Here is a 20,606-nt window from a genome sequence, read left to right on the forward strand (position 1 = left end):
AGCGTGTCCAACGCCGATCATATGCTGTCCATTCTATGGCTGCTCAAAACCCGCAGGAAAGTGACTGCGGCTGCGATTGCCGACGAATTGGAAATTCATGTCCGCAGCGTCTACCGCTATATCGATGCCCTCTGCGTCAGCGGCGTTCCCATTCTATCGGACACAGGTCGCTCCGGCGGTTACCATATAGCCGAACATTTCGCTCTCCGGATGAGGCTTGAACCCTGCGGATAGCAACATCAGATTATTTGGAGTCACTTGGAGAAACTCTGACCGTCATTGTCAGTGTTTCTGTTTTATAATACAACTATAAACACGTCAGGAGGCGGGCTGTATGGCAAGTAACCTATTCAAAACAGATATTAAAGCAGAAACTGGCATGGAATGGGAGGAATGGATTCAGACGCTGGATGAGGATCATGCCACCTCATATTCCCATGACGGGTTGACCGCTTATTTGCAAGAGGTTCATGCCGCGAGCGACAAATGGGCGCCTCTTATTGCGGCAATGTACGGGCAGAAGCTGGGACGCAAGCCCGTCGGGCAAACGGCAGCGGTCGGATTTAATATCGGGGTCCGGAAAACCGTGGCCATTCCCAGGGAACAAATTTGGTCCTATTTGCTTTCACCTGCCGGCCTGAAGCTGTGGATTGGCGATATTTCCTCGCTGCCGCTTGCCGTCGGAAGCGAATTCAAGTCCAATGACGGGACAACCGGCAAGCTTGGCGTGGTCAAGCCATATGAGAAACTGCGAATGAGCTGGCAGAGAAAAGACTGGGACACCCCTTCGACGCTGCAGATTTATTTGTTGTCCTCCTCCAAGGGAAAAACAACCGTCAGCTTCCATCAGGAGAAGCTGGAGGACCTGTATATGAGAGAAATGATGCGGCTGCACTGGGAGAAAACATTGGATATCCTGATACAGGACAATACAAAGGAGCGTGACTTGCATTCGCATCCATGATCTGTCATGTTGGACTCAATATAATGCCGGCGAATTCACGCAAATCAGCGTATGAAAACGGGGGCGGGCGTTCATGTTACTAATGGAGGTGAACGTCATGACTGGAAGAAATAATAAGCCAAAGAACGATGGACCCGCTTCTTCTCCCGGACGGCTTGATCAGTTCGGCGAGAAGCTGACAGAGGATGTAGGAAACAAGCCAATGAAATCAGAAAAGGAAAAAGGCTGCTGATTCAAAAGCGCCGCTTTTCTTACGAGAGTGACTTACACTCGTTTATCCAGACGTTCAGCTAAAGACCTTGGAGACACGCGGATAACTCGTCTCTTCTATCCCCCTAAAGAAAAGAAACGTCCGCCCTATACAGGCAGCCGTTTCTTTTCTCTATGCTCATTCTTAACCCTGTCAGTTCGATCCGGACCAGCGGTCGTAGGCTGCCTGATACACTTCGAGCAGCTTGTCTACGCGCATATCCTCAATCGTTTTCAGAAAAGCATCCCATTTCTCCAGCGGAGCTTCACCGGTTACCAACTTGGCTTCCATACTCTCCATATACGTATTCAGATCCGTTTCAATACCCTGAATCTGCTGCCGTTCTTCCGGCAGCAAATAGATTTCGGGAAACACAGGCTCGCCATACGGGGCCAGCTTCTCGTCCACCTCTTTGATCCGGTATTGATGCATCGTATCTTTCCAGTTGGCTTCTACTTCATCAGGAGTGAACATCGGCACCGCTACGCCGACAGCCGGTGTAATGCTGCCGCCGCGATACTCCTCAAGGTTCATGCCTTCGGGCGGATTCCTGTATTTGCGCAGCTTCTTCTCCGCATCGGCCCATTCCCACAGGTCGCCTTCCTTCCCATAGTGGACTAATATTTCACCTTCGGGACTGTACAAGTAATCGACCCAACGGATCAATGCTTCCGGATCTTTGCTTTTGTTCGTGATGGCAAACGTACCCCTCGCCATGCCGGACCCTTGGGTAATCATCGGCTTCCGGTCGGCGGAACTGGACAAGGCCGGGAGTACCGGATGAATGATGGAACTCTCTGCATCTCCGCCTAATGTAAGGTAAGGGAGTGAATCCGTGAACATCCCGATCTGTCCAGCGTTGCCCTTGGCGGATTTCTGCTCCATGGTTTGAGAGAATGTACCCGGATCCAGCAGCTTCTCTTTCCACAGCTTGTTCATAAACGTCACATACTCTTTGTATTCTGGCTGAATGGCCCCATAAATGACTTTGCCATCCTTGACAAGATGCGCTCTCCCCACAATGCCGAAGGCAGGCAGAAGGACGCTGCGGATATCGCCAAGATTAATGGACGTAAGCGGGATTTCGTCCTGCTTGCCGTTGCCGTTCGGATCCTGCTCTTTAAAGGCAGTCAGCAGTTCGTATAGCTCGTCTGTCGTATGGGGAAGCTCCGTTATTCCCAGTTTTTTGAGCCAGTTCCCGTTGATCCAGGTAGCCGGCAGCTTGGCGATCGGTGCCATGTTAATGGAGGGCAGCGCGTATATATGTCCGTCCGGCGCGGTAACCGATTTTTTAATTTCGGGATACTCGTCAAACATTTTCTGTATATTTGGCGCATATTTCTCAACCAGACCTTCAAGCGGGATAAGAACGCCTTGCTTGCCGTACGTAATTTCATCATCCGGGGTTAACTGGCCGCCGAAGAAGACATCGGGAAGCTCCCCGCTGGCAAAAGCCAGGTTCTTCTTCTCGGCATAATTTGCCGCCGGAGGCGTGTTGAAATCAAACTGCAAGTTGGTCATCTCTTCCATTTCTTTGAAGAAGGCCAGGCTCTTCCATTCGCCGACCAGCGCGTGCCGGGCACCCATCATCGATACCTTGATTGGTTCTTTCACAATAGGAAATCCCGTTTGATTGAAATTGCTGCGTGGTTCCTGATTGCCCTGCCCTGTCTCGGGCTTATTGTTCCCGCCATTCGAGCATCCGCCGAGCAGCATCGACCCGGCAATTGTACATGTCAGACCATAGGTGAGCCATTTTTTCATTGCTTCCAATCCCCTTTGACTATTTATTCTTTAATGGAACCGACCAGAGCGCCCTTCAGAAAGAATCGCTGCAGAAATGGATAGGCGACAAGCAGCGGAAGCGTGGACACGATAATGACGCCATATTTCAGGATTGATGCGATACGGGCCTGCGCAGCCAGGGCTTCCCCCTGAATGGCGCTGCTCGATACATTCTCGGAGCTCATCTCCTGGGCGACGAGAATTTTACGCAGCACCATTTGCAGCGGGTACATGCTGTCATCATTCAAATAAATCAGCGCATTGAAATACTGATTCCATAAGCCTACCCCGTGAAAAAGCGACATGACCGCAATGATAGGCAAGGAAAGCGGCAGCGCGACCCGCCAAAACGTGTAGAAATGGGAAGCCCCGTCCACCTTGGCCGCCTCCACGAGCGGATCAGGCACATTTTGCTGGAAGAAGGTTTTCGCCACCAGGATGTCCCATGCTCCCACCACACCGGGAATAATCATGGCCCATACCGAATTCAGCATGCCCAGCTGCTTCACCAGCAGGTAAGTCGGAATCAGTCCGCCACTAATCATCATGGTCAAAAGAAAATACCACATGATCAGCTTTTTACCCATCAATTCTTTTCTCGACAGCGCATAAGCGCATGGCAGCAGCACGATCAGATGCAGCAGGGTCCCAAGAACCGTGTATACGATACTATTGAAATACCCCACCCATATTTCGTTGTTATGCAGGATGCGCTGGTAGCCTTCAAAGGTGATGCCCCGGGGCCATATCCACACCTGCCCGCTGTTCACAAGAAGGGGATCGCTAATGGATGCGGACACGACGAACAGGAGGGGAAACAGTATAATTCCGATGACAATCAGCAGCAGTCCGTTGTTGATCCAATCAAATAGCCGGTCAGAGGATAGACTCCGATTCATGATGTTGGTTCCCCTCCTTTACCATAAGCTGTTATCTGTTGATCTTCTGGCAATCTGATTGGCCAGGACCAGCAGGGTGACATTAATAAGCGAGTCGAACAGCCCGACTGCGGCCGAGAAGCTGTACTGCGACTGCAGCAGACCGCTGCGGTACACAAAGGTCTGAATGACGTCGGATGACGACATATTCAACGGGTTCTGAAGCAGCAATACTTTCTCGAAGCCGATTGACATGAAGCTGCCCATCGTCAAAATAAACAAAATGATCACCGTCGGCATAATTGCGGGAATGTTAATATGCCAGATACGGCGGAGCCGCGATGCTCCATCGACGGATGCCGCATCATGCTGATCGGGATTTACTCCCGCCAGCGCTGCCAGATAAATGATCGCCCCCCATCCAAGGCCCTGCCATTGCCCCGACCATACAAAGATGTGCTTAAACCATTGCGGCATGATCAGGAAAGGGGTCGGATTGCCTCCAAAAACTTTGATGATGCTGTTGATCAAGCCCGTCTCAGGATCAAGAAAAGCGATAATCATCCCTGCCATGACAACGGTCGAAATGAAATGGGGGGCATAGGTAATGGTTTGCGCCCATTTCTTGAACGATGCGTTCTTCACTTCATTGAAGGAAAGCGCAAGAATAATCGGCAAGGGGAATAACAGCAAGCCATACACATTGAGAACAAGCGTGTTTCGAATAAGGTCCTTGAAATAATAGGAGCTGAAGAATCGCTCAAAGTGATCCAGACCGATCCACGGGCTCCCCCAGATTCCCTTCGTGGCTATGTAGTCCTTGAATGCAATCTGTACACCGTAAAGCGGAATATAATGCAGAATAAAAAAATAAAGCAGCGCGGGAAGAAGCAGTACATACAACTGCCAGGTTTTTCCCAAGTTTCTTAGAATCGTGCCGGCCGCTGACGGCGTTGGCCTGATAGAACCCCGGCCGGCTTGATCCAAGGCTTCCTCCGCATTGGACAAATGGATCTCCTCCCCCATTGTGATGATGTGCAAACCCTTAAACACCGGTGTTTGGATACGCTTTCATTGTAGGTGCATTTGAATATCGGCGTAAATATGTCATTCTTGCTGATGACAATGCGAATAGCCGGAAACCCGGCGGCTGTATGGGGTTTGCCGTTTAAGCGATGTGTTATTTTTGACCTTATAAACGCCATCCATGCCAAATGACAACGCCTGTAGCGGCAAGAAGAAACAGCTCATACCGTCGTTTGCGGCGATGCAAGTTTCTTCTATTCGAATGATAGAGAAAGGATAATTGAAATCTATATACGTTCCCTTTATTTTAAATAAAAGAGCATTTTCCGCTTTGGAAAATGCCCTCCCATTTTCATTTCATGATCAGGTTGCTCTTTGCTTGCGGTATTCGCCTGGGGTCAATCCCACAGCCTTCTTGAATTTACGGATGAAATTCGGCGTATCGATATAACCAACCTCCTGAACGATGGTTCTGATCGGCTTGTCGGTAAGCTCAAGCTCCTTCTTGACCGCATCGAGCCGCAGCTCCCACAAATACTGCATAAACGTGATGTCGGTCTTCTCTTTGATGAACCGGCTGAGATAAGAATCGGATAATTTGAAGTGCGCTGCCGTCCCCTCCAGACTGCAATCACCCTCCCGGAAATGCTCCTGGATATAGAGGACGATCTGCTCGCTGAGCTGCAGCGTTTCCATCTCCTTATTCTGTACCGCTTGCCGGCAGATTGTATCGCTCCACCTGTACAACTGTGCCTCTAAATCTACAATGGACGTAAAGTTGACGATCTTTTCTTCCCATTCTGCATTCGCATAGTCCATGCTTGCCGCCGCCCGGAAGACGATGTTGATGATATCGAAGCAATAACAGCGAAGCATATCAATCGGTACACGCAGCGTCTTGAGGTCTTGCATCATCGTTCCAAGCGTTTCCGCCGCCGCCTGTTTATTTCCCTTCCTCAGACTTTGCGTGAGCTTGAGGTGAAGATCGCTTTGATACCAGCCGCTTGTACCCACCCGGTCTCCAGCCGGCTTGAAATAAACGACGGCATCGGCTCCGCTGCTGCTGGCAAGCTTGTAATCGGTTGCCGCCGAGGCCTCGATGTACGAATTGTGAACTCTCGTGATATCATCATATATGCCCCCGACCCCCATCGTTAAACCGCGGTCCGAATCGGTCTTCTGCTGCCTGAGGGAGCGGACCGTATTCTCTACGGACTCCGCATCATCCGCAAGGCAATTAATCAGAACAGCAACCGCATGGTCATGAATAAGCTCCACGCCAAAGCCAACCGCTTCCTCCAAGTCCCAGCCTTCCAGCTTCTTCAGCAGCGCGCTCCTCACCTTCGTTTCCTGCGAGAGCATCACATCACCGGAGACATAGATCACATAAAAATAAGGGTATGGAAATACAATGCCAGACATCGCGCAAACCTCGCGAATATTGTCCGGGTCTTCCCAGCTTCCGCCCAGAAGCTTCAATAAACTTTGATCACGCACATACGGCTTCTGTACCGACATCCTCTCCTGCATTCGGTTGACCGGCCGATATTGGCGTATGGCAAAAAACAGCGCAAGAATCAATCCCGTGAGGATGAGCCATACCGCGATGATCAGCAGCAGAATCGGAAAATGGAACGCTTTTTTGAAGAATTGAGCGGTTGGCATGGCAGTTACGAATGTCCAGCCGATTTCGTCCGAATGCACCGTAACCACTGAATATTTCGTATGGCGGACAGTTGCTTGAGACACACCGGTGACGGACAGATCCACGGAGTCCAGGTCTTTGAATTCGAGTTCCCCGTCCTTGCTCCGGGATAAAATCATATCGTTATTGGCATTGGTAATATAAACATTGCCTTCAAAATCGCCAAGTGTCCCCTGGATCATGTTCTGAAACACATCGTTTTTGACAAAAAAAATCACAGTTCCGTGTTTATTTGTGTCATGCGGCGGAATGGGGCAAAGGAACAGCATGGTACCCGGCCTCTTGTTGCCTGCCGCTCCGAAATAGTCCGCAGGCAAAACCGTGGTGGTCTTGAGCCCCTTGATCAGGTTGAGAAAACGCTCCTTCTGTGCGTCGTCCGCCCCCAATACCCGCTTCAGCATGGTATCGACAGAGTAGTAGCCCCGATCCGAATACATATTTTGCGAGTCCCGGTAGAAGAGCAGAATTTCATCGATAATAGCCGTAGAAGACTTGTAAATCCCCAATTTCTCGATCGCATCCCGGCTGCTGTACGGATGACTGACCATATAGGGCGTTAGATCCGAATCATAGGTTATCCGGGCCGCGATCTGGTTCATTTCCTTGATCCGGCTATAGGTCTGCTCACTGGCTTGCAGCAATTTATTCTTATTGGCCTGCTCGATCTCAACATTCCATCTCTGTTCGGTCTGATGATAAATAAACAGGATCATGACGATAAACGGGACGAAGAAAATAATAAGATACGAGTAGACGTAGCGTTGAAACACTTTGGACTTAATAAATGACCTGAACACAGCATCCATCCTCAATCCAATATATAACGCTTTCATTCCGGTGTATGCGAGCACACACTTGAAACCTGGGAAGGATACTCTTTCGGTTTGCTCCTTACAATCTCCTTCTTGCATTTGTAGAAATGTACCATCGAGCGGATTCCCACTGTGAATGCGTAACGGATAGCAGCACAAAAAACCAGGCTGCCCCTCTGCCGCTTGCGCGGTTTTTGGAACAGCCTGGTTTGGTTCAAACAAAGTTATTGCAGCTTAGTAGCCAAGCGCTTTTTTGGCTTCCGCCCATTTTTTGTTCAGCGTGTCAAAACCGGCTTTAAGGTCTTTGGCTGTAACCAGGTCTTGAATATAGTTGCCTGATCCAATGCCAATTTGAGCTTTATTGGCGATTTCACTGAACTTCGGATCATTCGGCAGCCCCTCGATAAATGTCGGGTTGGCAGCCTGGAACTCGGACAATTGAGGCGTTTCGGCTTTTTGCGATTTGTCGATCGGCATAAAGCCGGAATCGGCTACATAACCGGATTCTTTAACGAAGAAGTCGACCCATGCGGTTGCCAGCTCTTTGTTTTTGCTGTTCTTGCTGACAGCCACCAAATAATCGGAGCCCAGCGGAGCGTTATATTTGCCGCTGTTGTCGTAAGGAAGCGGAACGAATCCGATATCATCCGAAGAAGCGCCAGCTGTTACCAGCTGTGGAATGACCCAGTTGCCCAGGAAATACATGCCGGCTTTGCCTGCAGCGAGTTCCCCTTTGGACATTTCCCAGTTATTCGTATTCAGATCGTTTTCAACCCAGCCCTTTTCCACGAAAGTACGGGCGATGGTCAGCAATGTACCCCAAGCATTATCCAGCTGGAACGGCGCGTTATCGGCTGCCATTTTGCTTGTGAGATCCGGTTGTCCGGCTACATAGAAAGCCGAGCCGTCTCCCCAGCTGCCCATAGGCCATTGCGCGCCATAATTCATGTAAAGGGGAATAATTCCGGCATCTTTAAGTTTTTGCGCGTCCGCATACAGCTCATCAAGCGTAGTTGGCGCTTTATCGATGCCAGCTTTTTTGAAAGCGGCTTTGTTGTATACCAGACCCGATGTATTCACACCGCTGGAAATTCCGTAGCGTTTGCCTTCAAAAGCCGCTTGATCCGGGAAATAAACATTTTCAAACATGGTATCAGGAAGCGGTTCGAAATATTTGCTGTATTCGGACGAAGCGATGCTAGGCGGGATCATCAGCACATCACCAGTCTCCCCGGTTGTCATACGCGTTAGGATATCCGTAGCATAGTTGGTCAGGCCTTCAAATTCGACCTTGGCATCCGGGTATGTCTCCTGGAATTTCTTGACGTATTTGTCCATCGTGCCGTCACTGATGAAATCGGTACGGTGTGTAAGAACCTTGAGCGTGCCGCTAAGCTTTTCCCCGCCTGTATTTCCGGCTGTCTCGCCAGGCGTGTTCGTGCCAGTGTTGGCCCCGTTGTTTGCATTGTTGTTACTGCCGCAGCCAGCAAGCATGGTAATGGTCAACATAGCAGCGATGAGAACAAGCGCCATTTTTTTCATGATTCACTTTACCCCTTTTAATTGATTTCTGCTTTCTTCAGCTGTTTGTGAAAAAGCAGTCTGTTATCGCTTACATGTACTATTTTAACGAGTGTTGGAGCCAAAAAATATGAACTGCGTTTGTTTTTGTTGTCATCAGTTATGCTAACACGGACTATTCTGTTAGCTTCTTTAACCGCTCAAGCACTTCGAAACATGCTCTGCTGTTATGATAGGGACATTTCCATGCATCGATCTTGGAGTGTCCGGAAACCGGCACGCCTTCACGCGATACGCGCCAATGCCACTCTCCGCCCTCCCGGTCGCTCATCCTGGATGCGATGAACGCCCAGCTGCTTTTGGCTGCTTCCATATAGACTGCATCGCCGGAGATCTGGTATGCGTTAAGGAAGCCAACCATCGCCTCGGCCTGCGGCCACCAATCCTTAGTATCATCCAAATGTCCATTTTCATGCAATTCATTGAACATACCGCCATCTTGATCCACGCCTTCTTCCAGCGCCGCTTTGGCCATGGCCAGCGCCTCAGCCTTTACCCGCTCCGCAAGCTCCGGATTGCCCAGCACCTCGGCCGCTTCACATAGCAGCCAACTGCCTTCAATATCGTGTCCGTAGGAAATATCGGCGGACTGCGATTCCCATTCATCGTTAAAGAACAGCAAGAAATGATGGTTAGCGGGATCGATAATACGCTCCAGATGAACCTCGATCAGCTCCTGCAGCTTGCCCCGCAGCCCATCCGGCTTCCACACCCGGAATAAATTCGTATAGGCCTCAAGGATATGCAGATGCGTGTTCATCGATTTGCGTTCGTTCAAATCCGTGCCGCTCAAGCTCATATCGTCCGTTGCGCTCCAGTCTCGGGCGAGTGCTTCCACATAACCCCGCTCAACCGGATCGTAGGCATGCTTCTCCAGGAGCCGGTAAATCTGCTCAGCCAGCTTCAGCGGTTCACGGTCCCCGGTAGCCCACACATATTCAGCCAGCGCATAAATGACGAAGGCTTGTCCGTAGACTTGTTTCTTGTCCTGGGCGGGTTCGCCATGCGCGGTTGTCATCCAATAGAAGCCCCCATGCTCTTGGTCCAGAAAAGTCGTCTCCAGCACGCGAAGGGCCCGCTGGGCCATCCTCAAATCCTCATCTTCCCCGTAAATCCGGTAAGCGGAAGCGAAGGTCCAGAGAATCCGCGCATTCAGAACAAGTCCTTTGTCGGCATCAGGATCGATCCTCCCGCTGCTTTCCATCCTCCCGATAAATCCGCCCCGCTCCTCATCCACTGCACGGCGTTTCCAGAAACCGAGGATATTGTCCCTGACCTCACGCTCCAGTTCTTCGCTCCACTGCGATAAGGTCAGCATTATACCTCGCCTCCTCTGCCGTAATAATCGTGGACTACTGACTCCGCCGGCTTGGCGTACATGCAATAATCGTCATTGCTGCCTGCGTCCTGTGGCGCATACAGCCTGGCCGGCCAATCCCATAGCATAAATCCCTGCATCCAGGAACGGCGGGAGCAGGCTTCGAACATGGCCTTATAATAACGCTCCTGCTCTTCTCCTGAAGGGGCACCCGGAAGCGACCAGTCATTGGGACGCTGCGGCGAGCCTTCGCGGCTCGGACAGCCCGCCTCCATAAAGAAGAACGGCTTGTTGTAGCCGGCTATACTGGATTCGACGCGGTCAAGCTGCTGCTCCCATTCATCGATCGGATAATAGCCGCTCGAGGATATGATGTCCACCGCATCCCACCAGGTGACATAGCCCTCCTGATACTTATCGCAGTTATAGGTTATCAGCCCGCTGTATACGGTACGGACCTTGACAATAAGCGCCCGCCATTCTTTATCGCGTTTGTCCGTCTGCACCATCTCGCAGCCGATGCACAGCATCTCGCAGCCTTCCTCTTCGGCGATAACCGCGTAATGCAGCATAAATTCCTCATAAGAGGCAAACCACTGCGCCCAGCTGGGCTCGCCCGGGACTTCATGATCGAAGAAATTGATATGGGCGCGCCAGGTGCCGTCGGCACAATTGACAACGGGCTTCAGACAAACCTTCAAGCCCAAACCCTTGGCCCGCCGGATTGCGCCCCTCACTTCGGCATCGGTAACGGTCGGTTCGTCCTGATAGGGAATACTTGTGGACTGGGCAGTAGCCTGCTCTGCGCCAAGCCCCAACGCCACCCAATTGACATTTAGCTTGGTCATAGCCTCCATGGAGAATTCCGCATCCGGACCTTCCCATGTGCCGCGTACGCCTGTCCAGCCCCAGGTCATTCCATTTATCTTTTCCTTGTTGAACTGCTCCATCTTCATCGTATGGTTAACCCCTTCCCTGTCTTGCAGAAATATGTCTTTAAATGGAGAAAGGCGGCTTTCGCCGCCATTCTTATTTGACCGCTCCGTTCGTGACCCCTGCGAATATAAACCGCTGCAAGAACAGGAACAGGAGCACTGTCGGAATAAATATAATCAGTATACCTGCCGAGATGACGTTTATCTGAGCAGCGTTGGGCCCTACGAAGGAATAAATCGCGGTGGATACAACCTTCAGCTTTTGGCTCGGCATATACAGATAAGGCGTGTAAAAATCATTATAGATGGAAATGGTCTTCAAGATGACCAGCGTCGCCGTTGCCGGCTGCAGCAGCGGGAAAATAATCGATCGGTATATCTTGAACAGTGATGCCCCTTCCATCATGGCGCTTTCGTCGAGATCCTTGGGGATGCTGTTGACAAACTGCAGATAGATGACGATTTGCAGCACATCCGCACCGAGATAAATCAGAATTGGAGCTCCCATCGTGTTGTAGAGACCCAAATTCTGAATGACCGAGAACGTGGCGACTTGTGTGGTAACCATCGGAATAACCTGGGCAACCAGATACATGCCCATAATCGGCTTTTTCATGGCGAAATCAAACCGTCCCAGCGCAAAAGCCACCATCGTACCGATCAGGACGTTGCCGGCCACCGCACTGACCAGAATGATCAACGTATTGCGGAAACCAAGCCCTAGGTCTCCCACTTCATAGACCTTTTTGAAATTATCGAAGTTAAAGAAATTCTCAGGCAGCGAAAGGACCGGCGACTGATAATATTCCATTTGCGTCTTGAACGCGCCGACCACCACCGAATAGATCGGGAAGAAGACGACGAACAGCGCAATGGCAATTGTGACGTACTTCAGGGTGGTAAACAGCGCTGATTGCTTCTCATTATCCATCGCTTATTTCTCCTCCCGGAACAGAACTTTGCGCTGAATGACGATGAAGATCAGCACAATGGCGAGCAGCACAACCGCCATCGCGGATGCCAGACCGAAGTTCTGGTATTTAAATGCGGTATCGACTGTTTTGATGACAAAGGTTGAAGTACCATTCGCCCCAAGCAGCATGACATACGGGATATCAAACGCCTCGAGTGCTCCGGTAAGCGTCAGGATGAGCATGAGAGACAGAACGCTCTTGATGCTTGGCATCGTGATGAAACGGAATTTCTGCCAGGCCGTTGCACCGTCAATGGAAGCCGCCTCGTATACATCGCCCGGTATGGATTGAAGCGCGCCAATGAAGATAACCATGTTCAGTCCCATGTACTTCCACATCGAGATGAAGGCGAGCGAGAAATTGACCAGAACCGGATTGCCAAGCCATTTCTGCTGCCAGGATTCCAGCCCGATTCCGCGCAGCAGCGCATTAAGCGAGCCATAGTCAAGATGGTACACATTCTTGAACATGATAACCGTCGCAACACTGTGAAGCACATACGGGAGAAACAATGCCGAGCGGAAGATATTTCGTCCCTTGAGCCGGCTTGTTAGAATAACGGCGAACCATAAGGATAGAACTGTCTGGATCAAGCCTCCAACGAAATAATAGGCATTGTTCTTCAGCGACATAAACACATCGGGCTTGGTGAAGATCTCCTTGTAGTTGGCGAGTCCGACCCAATTCATATTCCATCCCAGACCCGTCCAATCCGTGAAGCTGTAATAGATCAGCGACAACGCCGGATAATAGGAAAAGGTCAGCGACAGCAGCACGGGAATGGTCAAAAACCCGAAAAGGATGAACATTCGCTGCGTTTTATAGCTAAATCGTTGCAAGAGGCCTCCCTCCCTTTCTGCAATGCTGATAAAAATACCGGTTTCAGCCTTAAGTTCGTGTTCAAAAAGTCTGCTTTTCAGGATCGAGAAGGTTGGAAGAAGCGAGGGAATGAGGAGCGCAGCGTAGGCTAAACTTACGTGAGCACCTGAGGGTTTTCATAAGAAAACCTGCCTCGGAAGCATGCCCTTAGTCCCGGCTGAATCCAAGATTCTTGTGTGAGTTACTTCCTGATTGGCTTCGTCATCAAAAGGGGACTTTTTGAACATCCTCTAATAGCATTATTATAGCGTCCGGGAAAGGAGTGGATAATGGACCCTGTTTCTTTTTGTTGTCCTGTATTATGCTAACGCTCACCTAACAGAATCACGAAACTCCTTCGGCGTTTTGCCGGTCATCCGCTTAAATACCTTGGTAAAGTAAGCGGGGTCCGGATAACCAACCTGCTCCCCAACTTCATACGTCTTGAGCCCATACGCCTCCCGCAGCAGGCGCTTGGCGTGATGGATCCGCACAGAGATGGCGAAATCAGTTATCGTCTCGCCTGTCTCGCCTTTGAAAAGCTTGCTCAGATAGCTCGGGGTCAGATGGACATGCTCAGCTAGCTTATGCAAATCCAATTCCTCTTTATATTGTTCATGCAGGTACAATTTAATGCGTTCCACCGCTCTGCTCGCATGACGGGCTTCCTTTGCGTGCTGAAGCCGCTGCTCCATGACGAGGGACAGTCCGGCGGCATACGCCTGGAAATCGGCATATTGGTCCGGCTTCGGTTCCGGTCCTTCGTGAAACGGGCCAGACTGATCCTCCTCCGAAACCGTATCAATTTTAAGGATCAGCTCTTCGGCTGCCGATTCCAGCACCTCCCATCGCAAACGCAGCAGCTGCGCCTCTTTCAGCCACAGCTGCAAAGCGGCCTCGGCGCCTTCCTGATCGCCGCCGGCAAGTGCCGGGATCAGCTCGTTTCGAAGTAGGCGCTTCAGGTTTTTTTCATCCGGATGGTGGGCAAATCCTGGCGAATAGGCCGCGACCGGATGGGAGTCTGCCTCATACCAGGCATACTGGCATGCATCCGATGCTTCCCGGTAGGCCTTATGCAGCTGGCTCCCGCCCGTATATATGCCGCTTGTGCCGATCCGCACACGTGATGCGATCGGAAGCTTCCCCAGCATGGTCATGGCAAGCTCTCTGGGTGTATCGGCATGATCGCCGGGGCGGATAGCCAGGATAACCGCCGCAAGCTTCCCCTCCCGGATTAGAATGCGATGCTCTCTTTTCCAAGCGGCTACAATGGTTCCGATCCGCTGCTCCCCGCATTCCGGTTCGCTGTGCAGCAGGATAACCGTATACAGATTGCGGAACAGGTGAAGTTCGTCAAGCTGGTCGCAGGCTCCCTGCCAGACCGTCTTGGCGATCCGCTCCTTATTGGCGCCTAGAATCAGCTCAATCAGCGATTCCGAGTCGAAAGGTTGACGGGACTGCTCCTCTTCCACTTTCTCAGCTACACGGGCCAGCAGCCTCATTAATTCATCCTGATTCACCGGCTTCAGCAAATAATCCTCCACATTATGACGGAGCGCCTCGCGGGCATAGCTGAAGTCGCTATATCCGCTGAGAATGGCAACCCGTGCTGTGCTGCCCCGCCGCCTGAGCTCTGCGATCATCTCCAGGCCATCCATCTGCGGCATCCGGATGTCCGTCAGTATCAAGTCCACCTCAGTCTCCTCCAGATGACCGAGCGCTTCCCGTCCGCTGCTCCAGACGCCTACGACCTGATAGGCCGGATCAATCCGTCCGATAATTTTCGCCAGCCCCAGCCGGATTAGCTCTTCGTCATCGATGACTGCGATTCGTATCATTCCTTCCCCTCCTTAGGGTTAAAGATCACAGGCTTCAAGATCGTTCTGCTTTGGCTGCAGCAGGTCCCGTGGATTGGCGCACGACCAGTTCCCCTGTCAGCAGTACCTTCTCCTTCGGACTATCCGGATGCGCAAGGCGCCGCAGGAGCGCCTCCACGGCCCGTGCTCCCAATCCCCGTTTATGAACATGTACCGTTGTCAGCGTAGGGCTGGATACCGCAGCGTCCTTGATATCGTCAAAGCCGGTTACGGAAACATCTTCAGGCACCCGGATATTCATCCGGGCAAGGATCGTCATCACGCACATAGCAATCGAGTCATTGGCGCAAGCGAAAGCAGTCGGCATGTTGGATTCACGGAGCAGCTCCTTCAGAATAGTCTCCAGCGCTTCAGTCATCTCCGAGCGGTTATCCCCTCTGATCGTCAGCAGCATCTCATGCTGGTTGACCGGCAATCCATGTTCTTCTGTCATCGCGCGATAGCCGAACCAGCGGTCATAGAAGCTTCGCGAATAGCGGACATTTCCGACAAACTGCAGATTGCGATGGCCCATTCCGACCAGATAATGCGTTATCCTGCGCATCCATTCAAAGTTATTCATCGACAGCACATCCGAGGGAATAAGCGGGTCCTCATGATCGATCAGCACAAACGGAATACCCAGGTTGCGGATTTCCAGCAGGATCTGATAGGACACGACTCCGATCCCAATGATCCCCCTCACGCCTCGGGGATTGATCATATTCGCGAACTGGTTCGTTATATGCTCTGTAACCAGTATCATGCCGATACCGCGCTCCTCCAGCTCCAGCTGGACACCTTCAATAATGCGGCCCCAATAATACGAGTGCCGGGTCTGATAGCGTACATTCGGCACGAGTACAATCACCTGCCGATGGTCCGTCTCGCCAAATCCGGCTGCTCTGGGCAGCTCTTCCACAGCGGGTTCATCCTTGGACTGGAAACGGTAGCCAAGCTGCGCTGCCGCCTGGACGATCCGGTCCCTCGTCTCCGGCTTGATCCCGCTCTTTCCCGACAATGCCTTGGAAACGGCAAATTTGGAAACTCCCACATGATCAGCTATATCCTGCATGGTGATTTTTTTGGTCATCCAGCTCTCAACCCCATTAGACATAATATAGAAACTAACAACAATGATAACACAGTTTAATTTGTTAGCTAACGGTCAGCGGTATGCAGGCAGCCTTTTCCTCCCCGGTGCGCGGGGGCAGGAAAAGCATCGATGAATTTTTCAAAACCAGCACTGGCAGTATATAATGGAAGCAACGGAAAAGCTAAACCCGAACAACGCCATAACGCCATAGATAATGAAAGGATTTGAGAAAAAAGTGAAAAACGAAATCATTGAACGTTTCATTTCTTATGCCGTAATCGACACCCAATCCAATGACGCCAATGAAAATTGCCCTTCCACGCCAGGCCAGCTCACGCTGGCTAATCAGCTTGTGCAAGAACTGCAAGCCATCGGCATGAGCGAAGTGACTATCGACGACAATGGATACGTTATGGCCACTCTCCCGTCAAACACGGATAAAGAGGTACCGACCATCGGATTTCTGGCGCATCTGGACACGGCGACGGATTTTACCGGCACGAACGTCAAACCACGGGTGATTGATTCTTACGATGGCCGGGATATTGTTCTGAATGAAGTAGTCCCAGTTATTCTCACCACCCGGGATTTTCCCGAAATCAGCCAATATCAGGGACATACGTTGATTACGACCGATGGAACGACGCTGCTGGGCGCAGACAATAAGGCGGGCATAGCCGAAATCATGACGGCCATGGCTTACCTGATCCAACATCCGGAAATCAGGCATGGGCGTGTGCGGGTCGCATTTACACCTGATGAAGAAATCGGCCGCGGCCCGCACCGCTTCGATGTTGCCGCATTTGATGCCCGTTATGCCTACACGGTGGATGGAGGTCCCCTGGGCGAGCTGGAGTACGAGAGCTTCAATGCGGCCGCAGCTACCATTATTTGCAAAGGGACGAATGTTCATCCCGGAACGGCAAAAGGCAAAATGGTGAATTCCGCCAAAATCGCCATGGAGCTCCAAAGCAGGCTGCCGCAGCAGGAAGCTCCAGAGTATACGGAAGGTTATGAAGGGTTCTATCACCTGCTTTCCATTAATGGCAATACCGAGCTGACCCAGCTCCATTACATTATCCGCGATTTCGATTCCGCTGCCTTTGAAGCACGGAAAGAAAATCTGACCGGAATCGTAAATGAGCTCCGCAAGCAATATGGCGAAGGGAGCATCAGCCTGACTTTGAAGGACCAGTATTACAATATGAGAACAAAAATCGAACCCGTCTTCCAAATCGTTGAAATCGCCCGGCAGGCGATGCTGGATCTTGAGATCGAACCTATTATTAAACCGATCCGCGGCGGTACGGACGGCTCCCAGCTGTCCTATATGGGACTGCCGACACCGAATATTTTTACAGGCGGCGAAAATTACCACAGCAAATACGAATATATTTCAGTGGACAATATGGTGAAAGCCGTACAGGTCATCACCTCGATTGTCAGCTTGTTCGAGCAGCAGGCGGAATAACACTGCACCGGCACAGCCAAAATTTATGCAATGACCTACAAGGAGTAGAAAAAAGCCGTGAATCCCAACTTGCGTTGAAGGTTCACGGCTTTTTGACGTTGTTCTTGTTTGGGATGCGTTGAAGCTTATCCGGGCGCTAAATGCTGCTGGAGAAAATGATCCGTTACAGCGATAGCCTGCTCCAGCTCATCGGTTGTGCCCGCAAAGGGATGCACCGCTCCGAAGGTGTGGTTGCCTCCTTCAACGGTGGCGTAATGATGCTGGGGAGCGGCTTGCTGCAGCTTCCTGAAGCCTGTAAGCAAACGAGCCGCATCCTGTTCCCCCTGCAAAATCAGCACCGGAATGGTCAGCTCAGCTAATACCGCAGGAATATCAAACCGCTCCCGGTTCGTATCCAGGTCATGAAAAAAACCGGCACTAACCGGCATCTGCTGCCTGGTCCGGGCATTGGTCACGTAGCCAATCCCCTGTTCCAACACCTCCGCACGGAACGCCCCATCGAATAAATCCGCTTGAGCGATGCCGTTCCAGGTCACAACCGCGCCGATGCGCTTATCCTCAGCCGCATAAATAATGCTGTTCCCCCCGCCCCTGCTATGTCCAAGCAGACTGATCCGCGACAAATCGCAAGCTTGCGACAATGGCAGCCTTCCGCTCACCAGCTCGTCAAGCAGTGCTTTCAGATCGTTCTGTTCCCTGGAGTAGGTATTGAGCGGATATTTGTCCAGCTCGTCGAAATCCGTTTCACCCACCCCGTTGCAGGAGAAGTTGAAGGATACCGCCGCGAACCCTCTATCCGCCAATTGCCCGCAAAGATAAGGGAAGAACCCCCAGTCCTTGAATCCCTTAAAACCATGGGCGACAACCACTACCGGCTTCTTCCGCCCGTCCACTATCACTCTAACCTCTCCGTGTACAAATAAATCCTCCCCCAGTGACAGGGTAAATGATTGTGTGGTCAGCTCACTCAATGATTATCAGCTCCTTGCCCGGGTTATTCAACTTGTTGGATGGGAAAACGCTATAGACTTCGTTAATCTCAACACCGTACTCCATTGAGATACCATCATATAACTCGATTATATTTCCTGTAGATCTGTGAAAATTACATTCCGGTAAAAATAAAACATTCCTTAAAGCAATCCACAAGCAAGCGAGTGTGAGTTAGCTCCATACAAATGTCCTCTCACTTTCTTTATTCAATAAGAAGAGGTCGATTTCCTGTTAGATCCATTAGCGTAACCTGCCCTTTCGGATTGAGGCTGCTGCTCGATCCCGCGGATGCTTCATTGAGCTCTTGTAATCCTTTACCTTAACCACTAATCATGAAGAGGCATGTTCGTCAATTTGAGCGTCACGCATCGGTGAGAGGCTGAACCAAATCCCAACAAGAGCCAATCCAACAATGGCAACCCACAACGCCGTGCGGAATCCATACACATCGGCGATTATCCCACCCAAAGGTGCTCCAATGACAATCATGCTTCGATTGATTGACCTCATGGTAGCATTCATACGGCCTTGCAATCTCGCTGGTGTAATGGATTGTCGATATCCCATTTCAAGCGGGCCTTCAACTCCTAAAGCAAAACCGTAAAGGAATTGCCCTAGAACAACTATGAGTAATGTGCTGCTTAGAAAAACACCTTGATGAGGTGATGGTGCTAGAACCATCAATATGCACGCTGGGCAATATAGAATTCGCGAGTAGGCCATGCTGCGTCCGATTCCAAAGCGCCGGCCAGCACGGGTAGAAAACGAAGTTCCAAGTACAGCACCAATACCGGCTGATGTCAGCACCAGACCCAGGGTCGATACCTTGAAACCTAGCTCGGTGAGGGCGAAATTCACGAGCACAGCGCCTATCATGCTGTTGAATAGAAACCAGACATGTGTATTGAAAGCCAAAGGACCAAGGTAGCGATGCCGGTACACCCAGCGCAAACCTTCCTTGATCTGTTCACTCCAGCTTTCTTCCAATGCTTTTTCCCGTAAGGGCTGATACTTAATAGTAGCCATTATTAATCCCGAAAACACATAAGACACTGCATCGATCAAGATCGCGAACGGAGCACCTATTAAAGAGACAAATGCACCAGCGACAGCTGGACCGCCAGTTTGGGCGACGGCTGCGCTTTGCTCCAATCGTGCATTCGCCCGCGTCAACAATCTTCTCGGTACTAATTGAGGTACAAAGGACTGATATGCTGCATCATTGAATAACGACATAGAACCAAAAAGCGTCATGATGATAATTAACCAACCTATATTGATTATATGGAAAGATGCCATCAAGAAAATGATTACTAGCAGCATACCCCGGCCAATATCGGTTATTACCAAAACGGGCCGACGACTAACACGATCAAGAAGTACACCCGCAACCAACCCAAGCAGCACGTACGGCAACCACCTAGACGCATTAATCCACCCCACATCGACTGAGCTGCCCTGCATGTTTATCACTACCAGAACCTGGAGAGCGAGCGTGGTAATATAAGTGCCAAAGTCCGATGTAGTTGAGGCAATCCAAAAACGTATAAAACCCTTATAATCGGTTAGTTTCATCTTTCAACCCCCACTCTGCAAGAGCTGTATCAATCCTTATGTAAGTAATTCGCCTCATTTATGATACGGTTCTCCGCGCTGTCTGTAACGACAAGTTTTAAGGCCATCCCTTCATGAACTGCACCCCGTCAAGTAGATAGTTTTAAAATTTCCTTACCCATCCGTAAACATGCTGATAAGAAACCTGAAATTGCTTTGCTGCCTTCGTGTAGTCTTGTCCATTTGCAAGGCAGTACAGGACAATGTCGATCCTCTCCTGCCATGTTGTCGAGCGTTCCTTGGTCATAGCTGGCGTTCCCCCTGTATAAGCTTTTAAGCTGCTATGACCATTATACTTCTTAATCCAACGGTAAGTTGGGTTCGGCTGGCGATCTTATACTTCTCGATAATTTGGTACTGCGACAATCCCCCACCCAGATAATCCTTAACCGCTTGATGTTTAAGCTCTTCAGAATAACTACGATTATGAATGCGGATCTCTAATCCTTCATTACCGTATAAATGATATCGACGTTGCCATTTCGCTAAA

General features: G+C 50.7%; 18 protein-coding genes and 1 pseudogene. 4 read left to right on the forward strand and 15 right to left on the reverse strand.

From position 1 onward, the window contains the following. Window positions 1–3 precede the first annotated feature (3 nt). The 3 genes and pseudogenes from IEY46_RS35260 to IEY46_RS36845 form a co-directional block, all read left to right on the forward strand. A pseudogene (locus IEY46_RS35260) lies at window positions 4–201 on the forward strand (helix-turn-helix transcriptional regulator); the annotation flags it as partial. A 133-nt stretch (window positions 202–334) separates the two neighbouring features. After that, a complete protein-coding gene (locus tag IEY46_RS35265; RefSeq protein WP_189000809.1) occupies window positions 335–964 on the forward strand; it encodes an SRPBCC domain-containing protein in 630 nt (209 codons plus the stop codon). Window positions 965–1,061: 97 nt separating this feature from the next. Continuing rightward, window positions 1,062–1,196 (forward strand): hypothetical protein, encoded by a 135-nt coding sequence (locus tag IEY46_RS36845; RefSeq protein ID WP_268239562.1) that lies wholly within the window; start codon window positions 1,062–1,064, stop codon window positions 1,194–1,196. Window positions 1,197–1,367: 171 nt separating this feature from the next. On the opposite strand, the gene IEY46_RS35270 is transcribed toward IEY46_RS36845, so the two are convergent. From IEY46_RS35270 to IEY46_RS35320, 11 genes are all read right to left on the reverse strand, one after another. After that, a complete protein-coding gene (locus IEY46_RS35270) occupies window positions 1,368–2,978 on the reverse strand; it encodes an extracellular solute-binding protein (RefSeq protein ID WP_189000812.1) in 1,611 nt (536 codons plus the stop codon). 23 nt (window positions 2,979–3,001) lie between these two features. Further along, on the reverse strand, window positions 3,002–3,898 hold the full coding sequence (locus tag IEY46_RS35275; RefSeq protein ID WP_189000815.1) for a carbohydrate ABC transporter permease: 897 nt from the start codon (window positions 3,896–3,898) through the stop codon (window positions 3,002–3,004). Between the two features lie 18 nt (window positions 3,899–3,916). Beyond that, window positions 3,917–4,864 (reverse strand): ABC transporter permease, encoded by a 948-nt coding sequence (locus IEY46_RS35280; protein WP_373288955.1) that lies wholly within the window; start codon window positions 4,862–4,864, stop codon window positions 3,917–3,919. 402 nt (window positions 4,865–5,266) lie between these two features. Continuing rightward, on the reverse strand, window positions 5,267–7,405 hold the full coding sequence (locus IEY46_RS35285) for a helix-turn-helix domain-containing protein (RefSeq protein ID WP_189000818.1): 2,139 nt from the start codon (window positions 7,403–7,405) through the stop codon (window positions 5,267–5,269). A gap of 249 nt (window positions 7,406–7,654) precedes the next feature. Next, window positions 7,655–8,962, reverse strand: a complete 1,308-nt coding sequence (locus tag IEY46_RS35290) for an ABC transporter substrate-binding protein (RefSeq protein ID WP_189000821.1) — start codon at window positions 8,960–8,962, stop codon at window positions 7,655–7,657. 154 nt (window positions 8,963–9,116) lie between these two features. Continuing rightward, a complete protein-coding gene (locus tag IEY46_RS35295) occupies window positions 9,117–10,319 on the reverse strand; it encodes an AGE family epimerase/isomerase (RefSeq protein ID WP_189000823.1) in 1,203 nt (400 codons plus the stop codon). After that, on the reverse strand, window positions 10,319–11,275 hold the full coding sequence (locus IEY46_RS35300) for a glycoside hydrolase family 113 (RefSeq protein ID WP_229750757.1): 957 nt from the start codon (window positions 11,273–11,275) through the stop codon (window positions 10,319–10,321). The genes IEY46_RS35295 and IEY46_RS35300 overlap by 1 nt, the downstream gene beginning before the upstream one ends. A gap of 73 nt (window positions 11,276–11,348) precedes the next feature. Continuing rightward, window positions 11,349–12,185 carry a carbohydrate ABC transporter permease gene (locus IEY46_RS35305; RefSeq protein WP_189000825.1) on the reverse strand — a complete coding sequence of 279 codons (837 nt, stop codon included), beginning with the start codon at window positions 12,183–12,185 and terminating at the stop codon, window positions 11,349–11,351. Window positions 12,186–12,188: 3 nt separating this feature from the next. Further along, window positions 12,189–13,067 (reverse strand): carbohydrate ABC transporter permease, encoded by an 879-nt coding sequence (locus tag IEY46_RS35310; protein ID WP_189000827.1) that lies wholly within the window; start codon window positions 13,065–13,067, stop codon window positions 12,189–12,191. Between the two features lie 351 nt (window positions 13,068–13,418). Further along, complete coding sequence (locus tag IEY46_RS35315; RefSeq protein ID WP_189000829.1) at window positions 13,419–14,924, reverse strand: response regulator; 1,506 nt, start codon at window positions 14,922–14,924, stop codon at window positions 13,419–13,421. A gap of 34 nt (window positions 14,925–14,958) precedes the next feature. After that, window positions 14,959–16,035: a LacI family DNA-binding transcriptional regulator gene (locus tag IEY46_RS35320; RefSeq protein WP_189000831.1), complete on the reverse strand. Its 1,077-nt coding sequence runs from the start codon at window positions 16,033–16,035 to the stop codon at window positions 14,959–14,961. Between the two features lie 238 nt (window positions 16,036–16,273). Here IEY46_RS35320 and pepT point away from each other — a divergent pair, with 238 nt between their 5' ends. Continuing rightward, window positions 16,274–17,509 (forward strand): peptidase T, encoded by a 1,236-nt coding sequence (gene pepT / locus IEY46_RS35325; RefSeq protein ID WP_189000862.1) that lies wholly within the window; start codon window positions 16,274–16,276, stop codon window positions 17,507–17,509. A gap of 125 nt (window positions 17,510–17,634) precedes the next feature. On the opposite strand, the gene IEY46_RS35330 is transcribed toward pepT, so the two are convergent. The 4 genes from IEY46_RS35330 to IEY46_RS36665 form a co-directional block, all read right to left on the reverse strand. Next, entirely contained in the window at window positions 17,635–18,480 is an 846-nt protein-coding gene (locus IEY46_RS35330; RefSeq protein WP_189000833.1) for an alpha/beta hydrolase family protein, read from the reverse strand. 352 nt (window positions 18,481–18,832) lie between these two features. After that, entirely contained in the window at window positions 18,833–20,077 is a 1,245-nt protein-coding gene (locus IEY46_RS35335; protein ID WP_189000835.1) for an MFS transporter, read from the reverse strand. A 142-nt stretch (window positions 20,078–20,219) separates the two neighbouring features. Continuing rightward, entirely contained in the window at window positions 20,220–20,363 is a 144-nt protein-coding gene (locus IEY46_RS35340; protein ID WP_189000838.1) for a helix-turn-helix domain-containing protein, read from the reverse strand. 26 nt (window positions 20,364–20,389) lie between these two features. Beyond that, window positions 20,390–20,606 (reverse strand): transposase (locus tag IEY46_RS36665; protein ID WP_505814320.1); only part of this gene is annotated, 217 nt, incomplete at its 5' end.

This window comes from Paenibacillus nasutitermitis (assembly GCF_014641075.1).
Classification (GTDB): domain Bacteria; phylum Bacillota; class Bacilli; order Paenibacillales; family Paenibacillaceae; genus Paenibacillus_Z; species Paenibacillus_Z nasutitermitis.